This window comes from Halococcus salifodinae DSM 8989, assembly GCF_000336935.1.
GTDB lineage: Archaea > Halobacteriota > Halobacteria > Halobacteriales > Halococcaceae > Halococcus > Halococcus salifodinae.
Genome location: NZ_AOME01000054.1, coordinates 196,019 through 209,484 on the forward strand (window position 1 = coordinate 196,019; position 13,466 = coordinate 209,484).

The 13,466-nt window shown below is 65.2% G+C and carries 17 protein-coding genes and 1 riboswitch; of the genes, 11 read left to right on the forward strand and 6 right to left on the reverse strand.

Annotation, left to right across the window (positions count from 1 at the left end; all coding sequences use genetic code 11):
* The 4 genes from C450_RS10670 to C450_RS10685 all read left to right on the forward strand — a co-directional run bounded on the left by C450_RS10670 (window position 1) and on the right by C450_RS10685 (window position 4,885).
* On the forward strand, window positions 1–1,944 hold the full coding sequence (locus C450_RS10670; protein ID WP_005043364.1) for an electron transfer flavoprotein subunit alpha/FixB family protein: 1,944 nt from the start codon (window positions 1–3) through the stop codon (window positions 1,942–1,944).
* Entirely contained in the window at window positions 1,937–3,610 is a 1,674-nt protein-coding gene (locus C450_RS10675) for an FAD-dependent monooxygenase (RefSeq protein ID WP_005043366.1), read from the forward strand. The genes C450_RS10670 and C450_RS10675 overlap by 8 nt, the downstream gene beginning before the upstream one ends.
* 7 nt (window positions 3,611–3,617) lie before the next feature.
* Window positions 3,618–4,019 carry a hypothetical protein gene (locus C450_RS10680; protein WP_337958922.1) on the forward strand — a complete coding sequence of 134 codons (402 nt, stop codon included), beginning with the start codon at window positions 3,618–3,620 and terminating at the stop codon, window positions 4,017–4,019.
* Window positions 4,020–4,141: 122 nt separating this feature from the next.
* A complete protein-coding gene (locus C450_RS10685) occupies window positions 4,142–4,885 on the forward strand; it encodes a GNAT family N-acetyltransferase (protein ID WP_005043370.1) in 744 nt (247 codons plus the stop codon).
* Between the two features lie 33 nt (window positions 4,886–4,918).
* On the opposite strand, the gene C450_RS22420 is transcribed toward C450_RS10685, so the two are convergent.
* Both C450_RS22420 and C450_RS10690 read right to left on the reverse strand, forming a co-directional pair.
* Window positions 4,919–5,083, reverse strand: coding sequence for a hypothetical protein (locus C450_RS22420; protein WP_005043371.1), 165 nt, complete (start codon window positions 5,081–5,083; stop codon window positions 4,919–4,921).
* Window positions 5,084–5,137: 54 nt separating this feature from the next.
* Window positions 5,138–5,620, reverse strand: a complete 483-nt coding sequence (locus C450_RS10690) for a DUF456 domain-containing protein (RefSeq protein ID WP_005043373.1) — start codon at window positions 5,618–5,620, stop codon at window positions 5,138–5,140.
* A gap of 104 nt (window positions 5,621–5,724) precedes the next feature.
* Window positions 5,725–5,792, forward strand: a riboswitch (Fluoride riboswitch).
* A 6-nt stretch (window positions 5,793–5,798) separates the two neighbouring features.
* Between C450_RS10690 and C450_RS10695 the strand changes: the two genes are divergently transcribed.
* Together C450_RS10695 and crcB are read left to right on the forward strand one after the other, a co-directional pair.
* Window positions 5,799–6,191 (forward strand): fluoride efflux transporter FluC, encoded by a 393-nt coding sequence (locus tag C450_RS10695; RefSeq protein WP_005043374.1) that lies wholly within the window; start codon window positions 5,799–5,801, stop codon window positions 6,189–6,191.
* Window positions 6,188–6,553 carry a fluoride efflux transporter CrcB gene (gene crcB / locus C450_RS10700; protein WP_005043376.1) on the forward strand — a complete coding sequence of 122 codons (366 nt, stop codon included), beginning with the start codon at window positions 6,188–6,190 and terminating at the stop codon, window positions 6,551–6,553. Before C450_RS10695 ends, crcB begins: the two co-directional genes overlap by 4 nt.
* A 32-nt stretch (window positions 6,554–6,585) precedes the next feature.
* Here the strand turns inward: crcB and tmcA are convergent, their stop codons facing one another.
* Complete coding sequence (gene tmcA, locus C450_RS10705) at window positions 6,586–8,850, reverse strand: tRNA(Met) cytidine acetyltransferase TmcA (RefSeq protein ID WP_005043377.1); 2,265 nt, start codon at window positions 8,848–8,850, stop codon at window positions 6,586–6,588.
* 89 nt (window positions 8,851–8,939) lie between these two features.
* On the opposite strand from tmcA, the gene C450_RS10710 reads away from it, so the two are divergent.
* Window positions 8,940–9,296 carry a hypothetical protein gene (locus C450_RS10710; protein WP_005043379.1) on the forward strand — a complete coding sequence of 119 codons (357 nt, stop codon included), beginning with the start codon at window positions 8,940–8,942 and terminating at the stop codon, window positions 9,294–9,296.
* A 254-nt stretch (window positions 9,297–9,550) separates the two neighbouring features.
* On the opposite strand, the gene C450_RS10715 is transcribed toward C450_RS10710, so the two are convergent.
* The 3 genes from C450_RS10715 to C450_RS10725 form a co-directional block, all read right to left on the reverse strand.
* Entirely contained in the window at window positions 9,551–10,306 is a 756-nt protein-coding gene (locus C450_RS10715; protein WP_080510294.1) for a CPBP family intramembrane glutamic endopeptidase, read from the reverse strand.
* Window positions 10,307–10,453: 147 nt separating this feature from the next.
* Window positions 10,454–10,711 (reverse strand): hypothetical protein, encoded by a 258-nt coding sequence (locus tag C450_RS10720; RefSeq protein ID WP_005043383.1) that lies wholly within the window; start codon window positions 10,709–10,711, stop codon window positions 10,454–10,456.
* A gap of 258 nt (window positions 10,712–10,969) precedes the next feature.
* Window positions 10,970–11,443, reverse strand: coding sequence for a hypothetical protein (locus tag C450_RS10725; protein ID WP_005043384.1), 474 nt, complete (start codon window positions 11,441–11,443; stop codon window positions 10,970–10,972).
* A gap of 250 nt (window positions 11,444–11,693) precedes the next feature.
* Here C450_RS10725 and rpl7ae point away from each other — a divergent pair, with 250 nt between their 5' ends.
* From rpl7ae to ndk, 4 genes are read left to right on the forward strand one after another with little or no spacing between them, the layout of a single operon-like run.
* Complete coding sequence (gene rpl7ae, locus C450_RS10730; protein WP_005043386.1) at window positions 11,694–12,056, forward strand: 50S ribosomal protein L7Ae; 363 nt, start codon at window positions 11,694–11,696, stop codon at window positions 12,054–12,056.
* 4 nt (window positions 12,057–12,060) lie between these two features.
* Entirely contained in the window at window positions 12,061–12,282 is a 222-nt protein-coding gene (locus tag C450_RS10735) for a 30S ribosomal protein S28e (RefSeq protein ID WP_005043389.1), read from the forward strand.
* Window positions 12,282–12,809 carry a 50S ribosomal protein L24e gene (locus C450_RS10740; RefSeq protein WP_005043390.1) on the forward strand — a complete coding sequence of 176 codons (528 nt, stop codon included), beginning with the start codon at window positions 12,282–12,284 and terminating at the stop codon, window positions 12,807–12,809. The genes C450_RS10735 and C450_RS10740 overlap by 1 nt, the downstream gene beginning before the upstream one ends.
* Window positions 12,806–13,288 carry a nucleoside-diphosphate kinase gene (gene ndk / locus C450_RS10745; RefSeq protein WP_005043391.1) on the forward strand — a complete coding sequence of 161 codons (483 nt, stop codon included), beginning with the start codon at window positions 12,806–12,808 and terminating at the stop codon, window positions 13,286–13,288. The genes C450_RS10740 and ndk overlap by 4 nt, the downstream gene beginning before the upstream one ends.
* Window positions 13,289–13,466: the final 178 nt, after the last annotated feature.

A 13,466-nucleotide genomic window follows, 5' to 3' on the forward strand; every position in this document is an offset into this window, starting at 1 on the left:
ATGAGTGAGACTACCGACCCCGGTGAGCACACGGTCGAACAGCTTCAGGACGAACTGGCCGCAATCGACAGCCCCCGCGAACTCGAAGGGATGCTCGACGCCGAGAAGGACGGCCAGCAGCGAAAGACCGCCCAAGAAGCGATCCGCGCGCGGATGCGCGAGGTCGGGCCCGCCGAGGGCGATGCCGTGGAGGACGGCACCGAGACCGAAGGCGAGTATCGCGAGTCCGCCGACGAGGTCGAGGGTGACACCGAAGCGGACGGCGAGACGGGTAACGCCGATAATCTCGCGCTCGACCCCGCGGAGTACGACATCGCGGAGTTCGGCCCCGCGATCAAGGGCGTCGAGGATCCCGACGAGCTCGAAGCCATCCTCGCGGCCGAGGAGAGCGGCGGGGACCGCGACAACCTGAAGACGCTGATCGAGAGCCGGATCGACAAAGTCACCGAGGACGCCGAAGAGGCGGAGGGTGACATCGACCCGAGCGACCTTTCGACCGCGGAGCTCGGCAACGCGCTTCAGGGGATCGACGACGAGGAGCGCCTGCGGGAGGTCCTCGATGCCGAGCAGGCCGGCGAGAATCGGAGCGCGGCGACGAACCTCATCCAGAACCGGATCGACTCGGTCCAAGAGGAGGAAGCGCCCGAGGAGATCGAGGTCGTGCCGCCCGAGGAGAAACACCCCGATCTCGATCACCCGACGGCGGACAAGCAGTACGTCAAGGCCATCGAGGACGGTGACTATCGCGACATGTGGGTCTACTGTGAGACCCAGGCGGGCGAACTGATCGACGTCTCGAAGGAGATGCTCGGGAAAGCCCGCGAGCTGATGGACACCTACAACGACGACTACGAAACCGACGAACGGGTCGTGGCGGTGCTGATCGGCAGCGATGTCGAGAAACACGTCGAAGACGTGATCGCCTACGGCGCTGACGTGGTGGTCCACCACGAGGACAAGCGGCTGGAACGGTTCCAGCACAAGCCCTACACCGAGCTGTTCTGTGACATGGCGCGGTGGGGCGGCGATCCGACTGCCGAGAAAGGGCCGGAAGAAGCGGACTGGCGCGAGTACGACGAACCACGCTACACGGTGTTCCCGGCGACTAACAACGGACGGGATCTCTCGGCACTGGTCCAGGGTGAACTCGACTCGGGACTCGCCTCGGACTGCTCAGACCTCTACATCGAGGAGTCGATGATCTCGAACCCCGTGAAGACCGGGCGACCGGGCACGAAAAAGGAGTTCGAGCGGGTGTTGCACATGAAGCGCCCCGACTTCTCCGGGTTCGAGTACTCGACCATCCTCTGTCTCGACAACCCCACTCGGGAGTTCCATCCCCAGGGCGCGTCAGTGATCCCCGGGAGCTTCGATCTCCCTGAACCCGACCACGACCGCGAGGGCGAAGTGGTCGACCACGACCTCGATCTGGAGGAGGACTGGCTCCGGGTCTCGGTCACCGACCACGATCAGTTAGACGAGGGCGTGGACCTCACCGGCCACGATGTGGTGGTGGCAATGGGTCGGGGGATCGGCGACGACCCCACGAAAGGCATGGAGATCGGGATCGACCTCGCCGACGCGTTCGGAGATGCCGGACTCGGCGTCTCACGTGGGATCGTGACGGGCTCGTACGAGTTCGCGGGCCACGTCGAGCGCTACACCGCCGAAGAACGCCAGATCGGCGAGACCGGCCAGGTCGTCGAACCCGACCTCTACATCGCCGCCGGAATCTCCGGAGCAGTGCAGCACAAGGTCGGAATGGATGAGTCCGAGACGATTATCGCGGTGAACACCGATCCCGACGCGCGCATCCGGGACTTCTCGGATTTCTTCGTCGAGGGCGACCTCTTCGAGGTGCTGCCCGAACTCACGGCGGCGCTCGAATCGGGCGAACTAGATATCGGAGCGATTGCGGCGGACGGAGGGGAAACCGATGACTGAGGACTACGAGCACTACGAGGCGGTGGTGGTGGGCGCAGGACCAGGCGGCGCGGCGGCGGCCGCGACGCTCGCGCGCAACGGCGTCGAAACAGTAGTACTGGAACGCGGCGTCGACGCCGGCTCGAAGAACGTGACTGGAGGGTTGATCTACGCCGAGGAATCCGCTCCGTACACGATCGACGGGATCTTCCCGGGCTTCCGCGAGCACGCGACCGAACGACCAGTAACGGACTACTACATCCACAACATCGCTGGCGAGCAGGTTCGAACCTTCGACATCACGGATGGACACGAACAGGACACCGAGTGGGCCGACGCCGTGCTCCGCCGAAAAATGGACTCGTGGATGGCCGAGCAGGTCCACGAGATCACCCGCGAGGCCGGCGGCGGGCTCCTGACGGAGGTGAAGGTCGACGGCCTCCTTCGAGAGGACGGTGAGATCGTCGGGGTGACGTGCGAGGAGCTCGACCCCATCAAAGCCGATTTCGTCGTCGCTGCGGACGGCGTGAACTCCGAACTCGCGCGCGAGGCGGGGCTGATGGACTGGGAGGAGCCCGAGGAGTGGTTCCAGGGCGTGAAAGCGGTGGTCGACATGCCCGGCGACGCGATCAACGAGCGGTTCGGGATCGCCGAGGACGAGGGCGAGGCCCACCTGTTCTCGGGCGATCTCTACGACGGCGTTCGGGGCGGCGGGTTCCTCTACACGAATCAGGACTCGCTGTGCATCGGAAACGTGTTCCACCTCGACAGCATCGTGGAGGAGGAAGCCGAGGTTCAGGACCTGCTCGACGCACTTCTCACCCATCCGGTGCTCGCACAGTGGCTCGGCGACGACTACGACGAGCGGGAGTATTCAGCGAAGCTCGTCCCCGACTCGAAGAAGGCCGCGAACCCCTCGCCCCACAAGGGCCGGCTGGTGCTCGTCGGCGACGCGGGTGGCCAGATGCAGGCCCAGGGGCCGATCATCAAGGGGATGAACCACGCCGTGACTGCGGGCGCGCTGGCGGCGGAGGCGTTCGTAGAAGCACGTTCCCGAGGAAAGCCCGACTCGGCGGGCGAGCGTTACGAGCGCCGGCTCCACGACGAGGGCGTGATGGCGAAGCTCCGGCCCACCAGATACGAGGTGGCGAGCGCGCTCGGCGAGAACGACACTGCGACTGAACTCGCCGAACGCGCGCTCGACTCGTCGGTCGGCCGGCTCGGCGTCCGAATGGCCGATCGTGCCGGGCTGCTCGAAAAGGCGTACAGCTCGCCGTATCTCGCAACGATGATGCCCGACACGAAGACGCCCTACGTCACGCTGCCTACCATCATCGGCGAGGAACTCGGCGCGAAGGTCGAAGCCGAGTCCACCGTCGAGCTGCCGAGCCTCGAAGAACGCATCGGCGACCTGACCTACGACACCGACGTGGGCAACCCCCACATCGTGGTCGAGGACAACTCCTTCGAGGCCAGCGGTGCGGCCGTCACGGCCTGCCCGGTGAGCGCGATGGACTACGGCGGCGGATGTTACCGCGACGAGACGGTCCAAGCCAATGGCGACGAGAAACGCGTCGTGAGCCTCGATACCCAGCCCTGCGTCGAGTGCGGGACCTGCGCCATCGTCGCCGACACCCAGTGGGAACACCCCCGTGGCGGCAAGGGTGTCGAGTTCAGGGAAGGCTGATGGGACGGTGCTCGGCACTGGCGCGGGCCGATACTCGCCACCGATGACGTCGGGCTACGCCGACCGGATCGCGGGGTTCGTCGAGCAGGCAGAACGCGATCGTCGGGAGTTCGACCCCCCGTCGGACCCGCCGGACGAGGAGCTCGCGATGACGTTTCTCCGGGAAGGACTCGGCCCACTCGTGGCACTGTATCTCGAAGCAAGAACCGCCGAGTGGGACGTCGAATTCTCGGCCGCGGAACTCGAACAGTTCCACCGGGCGACGAACGCCTGGCTCGCGCTCTATGCACAGTGTTACGGCGTCGAGATGGAGCCCGATGTCACGGTTCGGCGCGCGGCCGAACTGCTTCTCGACACCGACAACATCCGGGACACTGCCCAGTTGCTGACACGGATTCCGTCGCGCTGACGGCCCGAAGACGACCCCGACTCCGCTGACTCCGCTGACTCCGACGACACACCGACACCGACGACGATCCGCATCGAAAACCGACACAAATAGTTAAGTAGCGTGTAGTGGTATCGATTCGCATGCAAGTGTCGGAGGCGTTCGAGTTCACCCACGAGGATCGAAAGAGCATCTACCAGTACATCGAGGATGCCGACGATCCGGTCGAGGCCACCGAGGTCCGGGACGCGCTCGGGCTCGATCCCAGCGGGTTCAGACACCACGTCGCGATCCTGAAACGCGACGGGCTCGTCCACGAGTTCGCCGGGATGGTCGAGGCGGCGTTCGAGGGCAGCGACGCGGCCGACGAGGAGACGTTCGATCAGGAGGGCGTGGAGTACACCATCCGACCCGCGATCGAGACCGATCGGTCGGGACTCGTAGGTGTGATCCGCCAGGTCGCCGGCGAGAAGACCTACACCGTCGCGGAGAGCGTCGCGGATGTCGTCGACCACGAGGAGGCCCTCGTCCGGGAGAACGAGGTCCGCTCGCGGATGTTCTTCGTCGCTACGGTGGGCGACGAGGTGGTGGGATGGATCCACCTCGACGCTCCCGAACTCGAAAAGCTCTCGCATACCGCCGAACTCACGCTCGGCGTGTTGGAGGAGTACCAAGACCACGGAATCGGCGGCCGGTTGCTCGATCGCGGTCTCGGCTGGGCGGAGCAAAACAGCTACGAGAAGATCTACAACTCGATCCCCTCGACCAACGAGGACGCGATCGCGTTCTTCGAGGCTCACGGCGGCGAGGTCGAGGCCACCCGCGAGGACCACTACAAGATCGGCGAGGAGTACATCGACGAGGTGATGCTGGCGCTACGGCCGTAGTCGGCCATCCGAATCGATCGAGAGAAAGGACCGTCAGCGCCACTCCTCGACCGCGCCCTCAAGCGGCTCCGCGACGACGCCCTCCTGCTGGACCAGCGCGCGGGCGTGGGCCGTACAGACCTCTCGATTCGCGTCCCACGGGACGTGAAGCCGCACCGCCGCCGGTTCCTCGCACTCCGCCTCGGCGCACGTCGTCATGGGCGACGTACGCGGTGCGTCGTTACAACCGTTGTGCCGTGTCCGCCCATCGACTCAGAGGAAGTGGACGAGCAACATCGTCACGAGCATCGTCACGGTCAGGAGCGCTTGGACCACCGTCGAAGCGAGCATCCCGACGGCGGCATAGATCGCGGTTCGGAGGCTCTGTTCGGGATCTTGATGGCGGTAGAACTCGACGGCGAACACCGTTCCCATGACGCCGACGATGACGCCGAGCGGGCCGACGACGAAGAAGAGGACGACGCCGACGATCGCCGCGAGGAGCGTCGTGACCGTCGACGCGCCGCCCGCCGCGGCCGAGACCGCGCCGGCGAAGTAGTCGGCGATCACACCGACGAGACCCACGAGCACCAAGACGACGAGCAGGATCGGGCCTGGTTCGGCGTACCCGGACTGCCACCAGTAGAGCAGCACGCCGGCGATCGACAGCAACGCCCCCGGGAGTAGCGGGACGACGCTGCCAGCGACACCGACAACGAGGAGCGCGAGCGCGACGATCGCGAGGAGTTCGACCATGCGGGATCGTGGATGGCGTGCAGGTTAGTCACACCGGTGTCGACTCGGCATCGACCGTGGTGCGAACGATTTCGCAGCGTCGATATACCGTCGCCCCAGAGAGGATGGTATCGGGCGATGGAGTCCGCCTGCCCCAACCGCTGGTTGCCCAGCTGATGACTCCTTTTCGGAGACAGCCATGTCGGGAACCCATCCGCTTCGAACGCTCGAATCGATCGTACTGGTCGGCATCGGCGGGTTTGCGGGCTCGAACCTCCGGTATCTCGTCGCGCGCGTGATCCCCGGACCCGGTGGAACGCTCGCCGTCAACGTCGTCGGGAGCTTCGTGCTCGGGTTCGTGCTCTACGAGGCAGTCTACGCCGGCGTGCTCGCCGAGCGGACGCGTGTCGTCGTCGCCACCGGCTTTCTCTCCTCGCTGACGACCTACAGCACGTTCGCACTCCAGACCACGCTGCTCGCCGAGCCGATGTGGATGATTGCGAACGTGCTCGTCACCTACACGCTCGGATTCGCCGGAGTGCTCGCGGGCCGCAGCCTCGCCCGGCGCGTCGACGGAGGGACTGGCGAGTGATCCCACTCGATCCAGCCTACCTCGTCGGCACCGGCGGAGCGCTCGGGGCGCTCTGTCGGACCTACGTGAGCCAGCGCGTCGACAGCGAGACCTACCCTTTCGGAACGCTCGCGGTCAACGTTCTCGGGAGTTTCGTACTCGGCCTCGTGACGTTCGCCGGCGCGAGCGAGGAGATCCTCCTCTTTCTTGGAACTGGCGCGTGCGGGTCGTTCACGACCTTTTCGTCGTTCTCGTTCGAGACGGTTCGGCTCGTGGAACAGGGTGAGTCGGCCGCGGCGGCGGCGAACGGTGCCGTGAATCTCGCCGGTTCGCTGGCAGCGATCGGCGTCGCGTGGCTCGCGGTGCGAGTCGTCCTCGGGTAACCCTCAGAGCGGTGGACCGACGAGCCGGAGTATCAGTCGTAGCGATCGCGCTCCTCGTGGGCCGCGTCGCCGCCGTACCGATCGACGAGCGGCCGATAGGCGTCACCGAGCGCACGGAGGCACTCGCGGGTCGAGACGTAGTCGAGGTCGTCCGCCACGGGTTCGACCGAGCGGCCCTGGAGAATTCGGGCGACGAGCAGGCGTTCTTCACGAGCTGAGAGCTGGTCGCTCTTGGGATCGGTGAGATGGACGATCGCGAGCTGGCGGAAGGCGTCGGGATCGATGGCGGCGAGCCCCGGACCGCAGGCCGCGGCCGCGATCGTGCGCCACTCGTGGGCTGAGAGATCGAGCGGCGCGACGACCGGGCTGGCATCCATTACTGTGCGGACGACATCGGGATCGAGATCGGCGAGTGAGTCGGTCAGCAGGCCGCCGATGCGTTCGACGAACCACCGAGTGTGGCGGTCGCGAAGATCGCGGCCAGGCTCCGAGAGCGGCGCGAGCATCAGTGCGGAGTGTTCACCGCTGCGGTCGTTGCGGGTGATCGCGAGATGGGCGGGATCGAACCCGTTGCGATCCCAGAATCGAACGAGGTCGGGCGTCGCGCCGTACCCGACCCCGAGCCAGTCGATTTCTCCGCTTTCGTTCGCTGCGTGGATTTCATCGAGCAGTCGCGAGCCCAGTCCCCGGGATCGCGCGGCGGGATGGGTGGCGATCCGGAGCACGCGCTCGCCGATCGTGACGCCCGCTTCGGGGTCTCGGCACTGGCTCGTGAGCACGTCCGGGAGGAGGTGGCCCTCGATCCGATTTCCCTCGTACACCGATCGCCGGAGATCGGCTGGGAGATCGCCCTCACGGGCGAGTAGCGCGACCGACACCACGTGGCCATCGTGACACAGCACGTGGATGGTGACGTTCGGCGCGTCGAGCAGCCGCGCGAGGTCGTTCGGCTCCGTTCGGTAGTGTGCCGCGACGAGGAGTCCGAACGCCTCCCGAAGTCGCACCTCGTCCGCGAGCAACTCGTCGGCCGAGAGGCGTTCGTGAGTCACGGTCTCGGGCGTGGCGTCGGTGACCAGCGGTGCGACGGGCGGGCGTGCATCGAGCAAGATTGCGCGAAAGAGCCAGACCTCGATCGGATCGCCGGCGGCGTACCGGATCGGGTCGTCGAGGCGCTGCTCGGTCACGTCGAACGCACTTTCGGCGAGTCGGTCCCGAAACCGGACCGCAAACCCGCGACCCGCTCCCTCGTAGCCGTGGACGGTCGTGACGAACGCGATTGCCGAGGCGTCGAGAAACGCCGCGAGTCGGTCGACGGGCAGCGCGGCGGCCTCGTCGACGATGGCGACGTCCGACGCAGCGAGCGCTTCGTCTTCGACCGCGGCCGCCGGCTCCGCGAACCGCACCCGTCCGCCGCCAGCGGCATCGAGTCGGTGGGGGTTCTCGTCGCGGTCCGCGTCGGCAAGCACGTCGAGCGTCGCGAGGAGTTCGCGCGCCCGGGCGAACACCGCGGCGGCGCTCCGGTAGCCTGGCGCGGTCACGAGCACGTCCTTGCCCTCGACAGCCAGCGCGCCCGCGGCGAGGCCGGCGGCACTCGACTTCCCGCGGCCGCGGTCGGCCTCGACGACGAGTGCCTGTTCCGGCTCGCGCAGCCGTTCGAAGGCGCGGAGAGCGTCGGCCTGGTCGGCCGTGAGGCAGGAATCGTAGGCCGCCTGTGGGAACGTGTGGTCGTCCGGTCGCGCTGGCGGCCGCTGTGCCGTCGCCATCGATGGATCGGTACGGCCGTCACGCTCGACGGTTCCGGAATCGACGTCAACGATAGCGATCCCAGGGTGAGCGCGGAGCGTCTCGACCAGTCGAGTCCGGAACCGTCCGCCGACAGCCTTGACGTCGAACGGCGGGACGGCGAGCGTCTCGTCGAAGCCGTCTCGGCGAGCGGGCCACGCATCGAGCGGCGGCGTACAGAGCACGACCAGCCCGCTGCCGTCGACCGCGCCGACCGTGCGTCCGAGCGCGTTCGGCCGGCACTCGTCGTGACAGTCGAGCACGACCGCCGTTCGAGTTGTTCCGAGAAGCGCGTCGGCGCGTTTCGGCGTGATCCGCTCGTAGTCACGGAAATCCCCGCTGAATGCGCTCTCCGTCGCGACCACTGTTGTCTCCGACTGAGGAATCCTCGCGCCGTCGAGAGCGTCGGTCGCCGCCGTATAGCACGCCTCGCGCTCGCCCGCGAGCACGAGCAGCCGTCGCTCGTTCGCGCGGCGGGCCTCGTCGCGGAGCCGGCCCGCGAGGTCGGCGATCATGACGGATTACGGCGACGGGACGGTATGGGAACGTCGATTTCGGCCGCGATGGACGCCACGAACCCTCGACCACCGACAGAATTTATGTCATGGGTCACGAACGCGGTGACAGGATGGACGACCGCGACGGCTCCACCACGACACCGCTCGATCGACTTCGGAGCCGGTTCGGTGACTCCAACGGCTCCACCGACGATGACGACTCGTCAGAGGAGTCGGCGTGGCAGCGGTACGCGGCAGTGCTCCAGATGCTCTTCGTGGTGGGTGCGGCGTTCGGTGGCGCGATCGTGAGCTTCGCCTCGACCACGATCGATCGGACGGCGAATCTTGCACAGGAGAGCGGCCCCGCACTGCTCGACACCCTCTGGCCAGTCCTCGTCGGTGTCACGCTGCTCGCAGTCGTGATCTGTGTGGTCGTCGTCGGACTCGGGATGCGGAACGTGTAGCGATCTACGACAGGGAATATCGGGGCGATCCATGGTTTTGCGTGAATCCTCCCCAGCAGTTGGGAGACCGGCTTCTGCACACATCACCCACATGCGTATTCCGCCAGACTTCCAGCCCCTCGTGAAGTTATACCGTAGTTTCTAGCCGCGACGGTTCATGCATCACTACCATCACAATCGACCGAATCAGGTGTTCGATGGACGAGTTCGGGCCAAGGACTTCTCCACCACGCACTACCGGTAGAGTTCCACACTCACATCACAGATCCAACATACGCGAGAAGAAACAGAGTCGAGTCGTAAATACCGTGAATAAGTATCGGAACCGTGAGATTACCAGTCCGTTCGTAGGCGTAGGCAAACACGAACGAGACGACGATGAGCAGTCCGACGTGTGCAACGATAGACGTTGCCGACCCGGTATAGTTGAGAACATGTACTCCCCCGAAAAGCAGGCTTGCACCGACAATCGACGGCACGGCACCCACCGTCTCACGGAGCCGTCCCTGAATGACACCACGGAACAGAAACTCCTCGGCCGGCGCAACGATGAAGATGGTGATAAGCCCGAACGCCAGCACCGTCGGCAGCCCAAGTGCGGTGACTCCCCCGAACGCACCACTAGCCTCAGTGGGGAACAGGGCACCGATCACGACGTTTCCACCGAGCGCGAGCACAAGTGCAAGGACGGTACCGATGACGATCTGCCTGTAGTTGGCCGCCGTCAGCGTGTGGGCCGAGACTTGGAAGCCGTAGCGACGAACGTACCAGTAGGCGGTGAGCGCCATCGCTCCCTGCGTCGTCAGCGTTGAGAACAGGAACAGTCCGACGGTCAAACCGCTGTTGAACGAAAGTTCGACGCCAACGACGGCGAGTAGTTCTATTCCAACGAGGAACAGCACAGTTCCAAGAAGTAAGGCGAGCGCAGCCAATCCGGCTACGACCACGAGTGCTCGACCGACGCCTTCAAAGCCGAAGGAACTTCGGCGTTGCTTAGTAGTTATAGACATGGGTAGTAGAATAGTTCCGTAACAGCTTATACCTTTCTAGCAAAACCAAAAATCAAAATTCCGCGACTGCCACAAATATCGGAAGAGCAGAAGTACCTCTCCCATGAGTACAGAACTCGTTCCGCGCGCCGATCCGGCGACTGCCGGCTACGACTCGGAGGACGCCCCGACCGCGTCAGAGATCGCCTGGAGGTCGGCCTTTCTGAACGTGGAGTCGTCTGCCGCCTCCAGCGACTCCGCGACGCCGATCTGTGCCCGGATGAGTCGGCGCATCCGCGTCGTCGACGGTCGCCCCGACTCGTCGACCTCGAGCGCCACACAGATCGCCTGTAGCTCCTCCTTCGTGAACGACGCCTCGAACTCCCGTTCGAAGCGACCCGTCGCCGCTCGAATCGCGTTCCGCACCNGTGAACGACGCCTCGAACTCCCGTTCGAAGCGACCCGTCGCCGCTCGAATCGCGTTCCGCACCTCGTGGACGGTCACACTCATGAGTCTCTACTCTCCTGTCGTCACCCTCAAGCTTCCTACTCGGTAGCACCGAGCGTTGCAGAAGATGCGGATCGGATGTGATCGCTGACCAGTGCTGGACTCCTGTTCTAAATCTTGCACGCCGGTTTCAACAGGTAGCCAATCCGTGGCAGTAGAAAGTACGAGGACTTCGGCTACTCTCGATAGCTATCGGTTTCGTGCTCTATTGGGTTTCTCCGTGACCCGTTGCGTGACCGAGCGTACAGTAGCGCCGTGTCGGTGAAGCGGTAGGCGAACAGCCCGCCCAGAAAGGCCGATTGAGCGAGTACCGATGAGACACCGATAACAGCCAGGAGCGCGAATCCTGCTCCCACTCCCGCGATCGCGACGACGAGTGCAACGAGGAGACGTCGGATGAACGCCGAATTCCGATACGCCGCTCCGACGGCTCGGCCGCGTTCGGTTCGCCGAAGCCAGTACGTGACACCGATTGCGAACGACCCGCCGAGAACGCCCGCCACAGCAAACGTCAGATACGTGACGGTGTTGGGAACGTACTCGTGAACAGTCAATCCCATCACAACGACCCAGAGGACGGCGAACATCCCGTCCCGTTTGAGTCGTGTTTCGATCGGTAGCTCCGGAAGCCCGTTGGCAAACCGATCCATAGCCGCTCATGATGGTTTCAGAATATAAAATTCTGGCCACCAGCGTCCCCGTGCGCTCGGCTCGCACGCCGTGAGCGGTTGAAAGCGTTTTTATGCAGGCCTCCGCTACCCCGCGCTACAACCCGTGCGGGGTTGATGACGCTCCCAGCCTCACAGGACTCTCAGGCCGCCGGCGGGGCGGCCAGTCGGGATCGACGTGATCTCGGCGAGGGCGGGGGACGAAGAGCCTACGCACGGGAGGAACCAACCAATGTCAGTATACGTCACCTATGACGTCCCGGCGGATCTCGAGGACGACGCCATCGAGGCGCTCGAAGTCGCCCGGGACACCGGCACGGTAAAGAAAGGGACCAACGAGACGACCAAGGCTGTCGAGCGCGACAGCGCCGCACTCGTCTACATCGCCGAGGACGTGAGTCCCGAAGAGATCGTGATGCATCTGCCAGAGCTCGCCGACGAGAAGGAGATTCCCTTCGTGTTCGTCGAGACCCAGGACGACGTCGGCCACGCAGCGGGTCTCGAGGTCGGCAGCGCCGCGGCGGCGATCGTCGACGCGGGCGACGCCGACGAGCAGGTAGAGGACATCACGAGCAAGGTCGAGGACCTCCGATAGGACGATGAGCGCAGAAGAGGAGTCCGACTCCACGCCCGCCGAAGTCATCGAGGTCGTCGGCAAGACCGGGATGCACGGCGAGGCGATGCAGGTCAAATGCCGCATTCAGGGCGGCGAGAACCGGGGACGAATCATCACACGGAACTGTCTCGGCCCCGTCCGCGAGGGCGACGTGCTCCAGCTCAGGGAGACCGCCCGCGAGGCCGACGCCATCGGGGGTCGCTGATGGTTCGCACGCGTTCGTGTGATTACTGCGGTACGGACATCGAGCCCGGCACTGGGACGATGTTCGTCCACGTCGACGGGCGCGTCGTGCACTACTGCTCGTCGAAGTGTGAGAACAACGCCGACCTCGGCCGAGCCGCACGCGATCTCGAATGGACCGCCGAGGGCCAGCGGATGGCGGGCAACGAGGCCGGCACGGCCGACGAGGTCGAGCAGGTCGCAGCCGAGCCGGACGAAGACGAGACCGACACCGTTGCCGACGAGGTCGACACGGTCCCGGGCGAGACCGAGGCCGAAGCGGTCGCGGCGGCGACGGGCGACGCTGGCTCGCGATCAAGCGAGTCGGCGGGCGACGCCGGCGGAGCCGATACCGAGGAACTCGACGAGATCGAGGGCCGGCCGGCCGGCGGTCGCGAGGACGAGGACAAGACGTCCCCCGCAGCCGACGCCGACGAGGCCGAAGCGACCGTCGATAACGAGGAGACGGTGCGCGATACCGACGACAGCGACGAGGAAACGGACGAATGAGTCATCACGACGAGCGGACGTTCGTGATGGCGAAACCCGACGCCGTCCAGCGTGGGCAGATCGGCGAGATCGTTTCCCGGCTCGAAGGGAAAGGGCTCACGATGGTCGGCGGGAAGTTCATGCAGATCGACGAGGAGCTCGCCCACGAGCATTACGGCGAGCACGAGGGCAAGCCGTTCTTCGAGGGTCTCGTCGATTTCATCACCTCCGGTCCCGTGTTCGCGATGGTCTGGGAGGGCGCTGACGCCACGCGCCAGGTCCGTCGACTGATGGGCGCGACCGACGCTCAGGAAGCCCAGCCCGGAACGATCCGTGGCGATCTCGGCAACGATCTGGGTCACAACCTGATCCACGGCTCCGATCACGAGGACGAAGGGGCCAACGAGCGCGAGATCGAGCTGTTCTTCGACGAAAGCGAACTCGTCGACTGGGAGCACGACACTGCGACCTGGGTCTACGAGGACGCCGCCGACCACTGACGGTACTGCCGAGCAGCACGGCCGATCGGCTTTCTCGGTGTCGCTGACGACTACAACCGATTTGTTCGAGATAAGTCACGCTACACTCGAAACCGCAAGCCACACCCTCCCCAACCGATTCCTTCGCTGCGTTCGCTTCGCTCACTCCGCTCAGTCATCCCTCGCACGAGTCGCGCGT

What these genes read in the sequence shown, in the direction of transcription:
- C450_RS10670 (WP_005043364.1), top strand. Translation starts at nt 1, where the DNA reads ATGAGTGAGACTACCGACCCCGGTGAGCACACGGTCGAACAGCTTCAG.
- C450_RS10675 (WP_005043366.1), top strand. Translation starts at nt 1,937, where the DNA reads ATGACTGAGGACTACGAGCACTACGAGGCGGTGGTGGTGGGCGCAGGA.
- C450_RS10685 (WP_005043370.1), top strand. Translation starts at nt 4,142, where the DNA reads ATGCAAGTGTCGGAGGCGTTCGAGTTCACCCACGAGGATCGAAAGAGC.
- C450_RS22420 (WP_005043371.1), bottom strand. Translation starts at nt 5,083, where the DNA reads ATGACGACGTGCGCCGAGGCGGAGTGCGAGGAACCGGCGGCGGTGCGG.
- C450_RS10690 (WP_005043373.1), bottom strand. Translation starts at nt 5,620, where the DNA reads ATGGTCGAACTCCTCGCGATCGTCGCGCTCGCGCTCCTCGTTGTCGGT.
- C450_RS10695 (WP_005043374.1), top strand. Translation starts at nt 5,799, where the DNA reads ATGTCGGGAACCCATCCGCTTCGAACGCTCGAATCGATCGTACTGGTC.
- tmcA (WP_005043377.1), bottom strand. Translation starts at nt 8,850, where the DNA reads ATGATCGCCGACCTCGCGGGCCGGCTCCGCGACGAGGCCCGCCGCGCG.
- C450_RS10710 (WP_005043379.1), top strand. Translation starts at nt 8,940, where the DNA reads ATGGGTCACGAACGCGGTGACAGGATGGACGACCGCGACGGCTCCACC.
- C450_RS10715 (WP_080510294.1), bottom strand. Translation starts at nt 10,306, where the DNA reads ATGTCTATAACTACTAAGCAACGCCGAAGTTCCTTCGGCTTTGAAGGC.
- C450_RS10725 (WP_005043384.1), bottom strand. Translation starts at nt 11,443, where the DNA reads ATGGATCGGTTTGCCAACGGGCTTCCGGAGCTACCGATCGAAACACGA.
- rpl7ae (WP_005043386.1), top strand. Translation starts at nt 11,694, where the DNA reads ATGTCAGTATACGTCACCTATGACGTCCCGGCGGATCTCGAGGACGAC.
- C450_RS10735 (WP_005043389.1), top strand. Translation starts at nt 12,061, where the DNA reads ATGAGCGCAGAAGAGGAGTCCGACTCCACGCCCGCCGAAGTCATCGAG.
- C450_RS10740 (WP_005043390.1), top strand. Translation starts at nt 12,282, where the DNA reads ATGGTTCGCACGCGTTCGTGTGATTACTGCGGTACGGACATCGAGCCC.
- ndk (WP_005043391.1), top strand. Translation starts at nt 12,806, where the DNA reads ATGAGTCATCACGACGAGCGGACGTTCGTGATGGCGAAACCCGACGCC.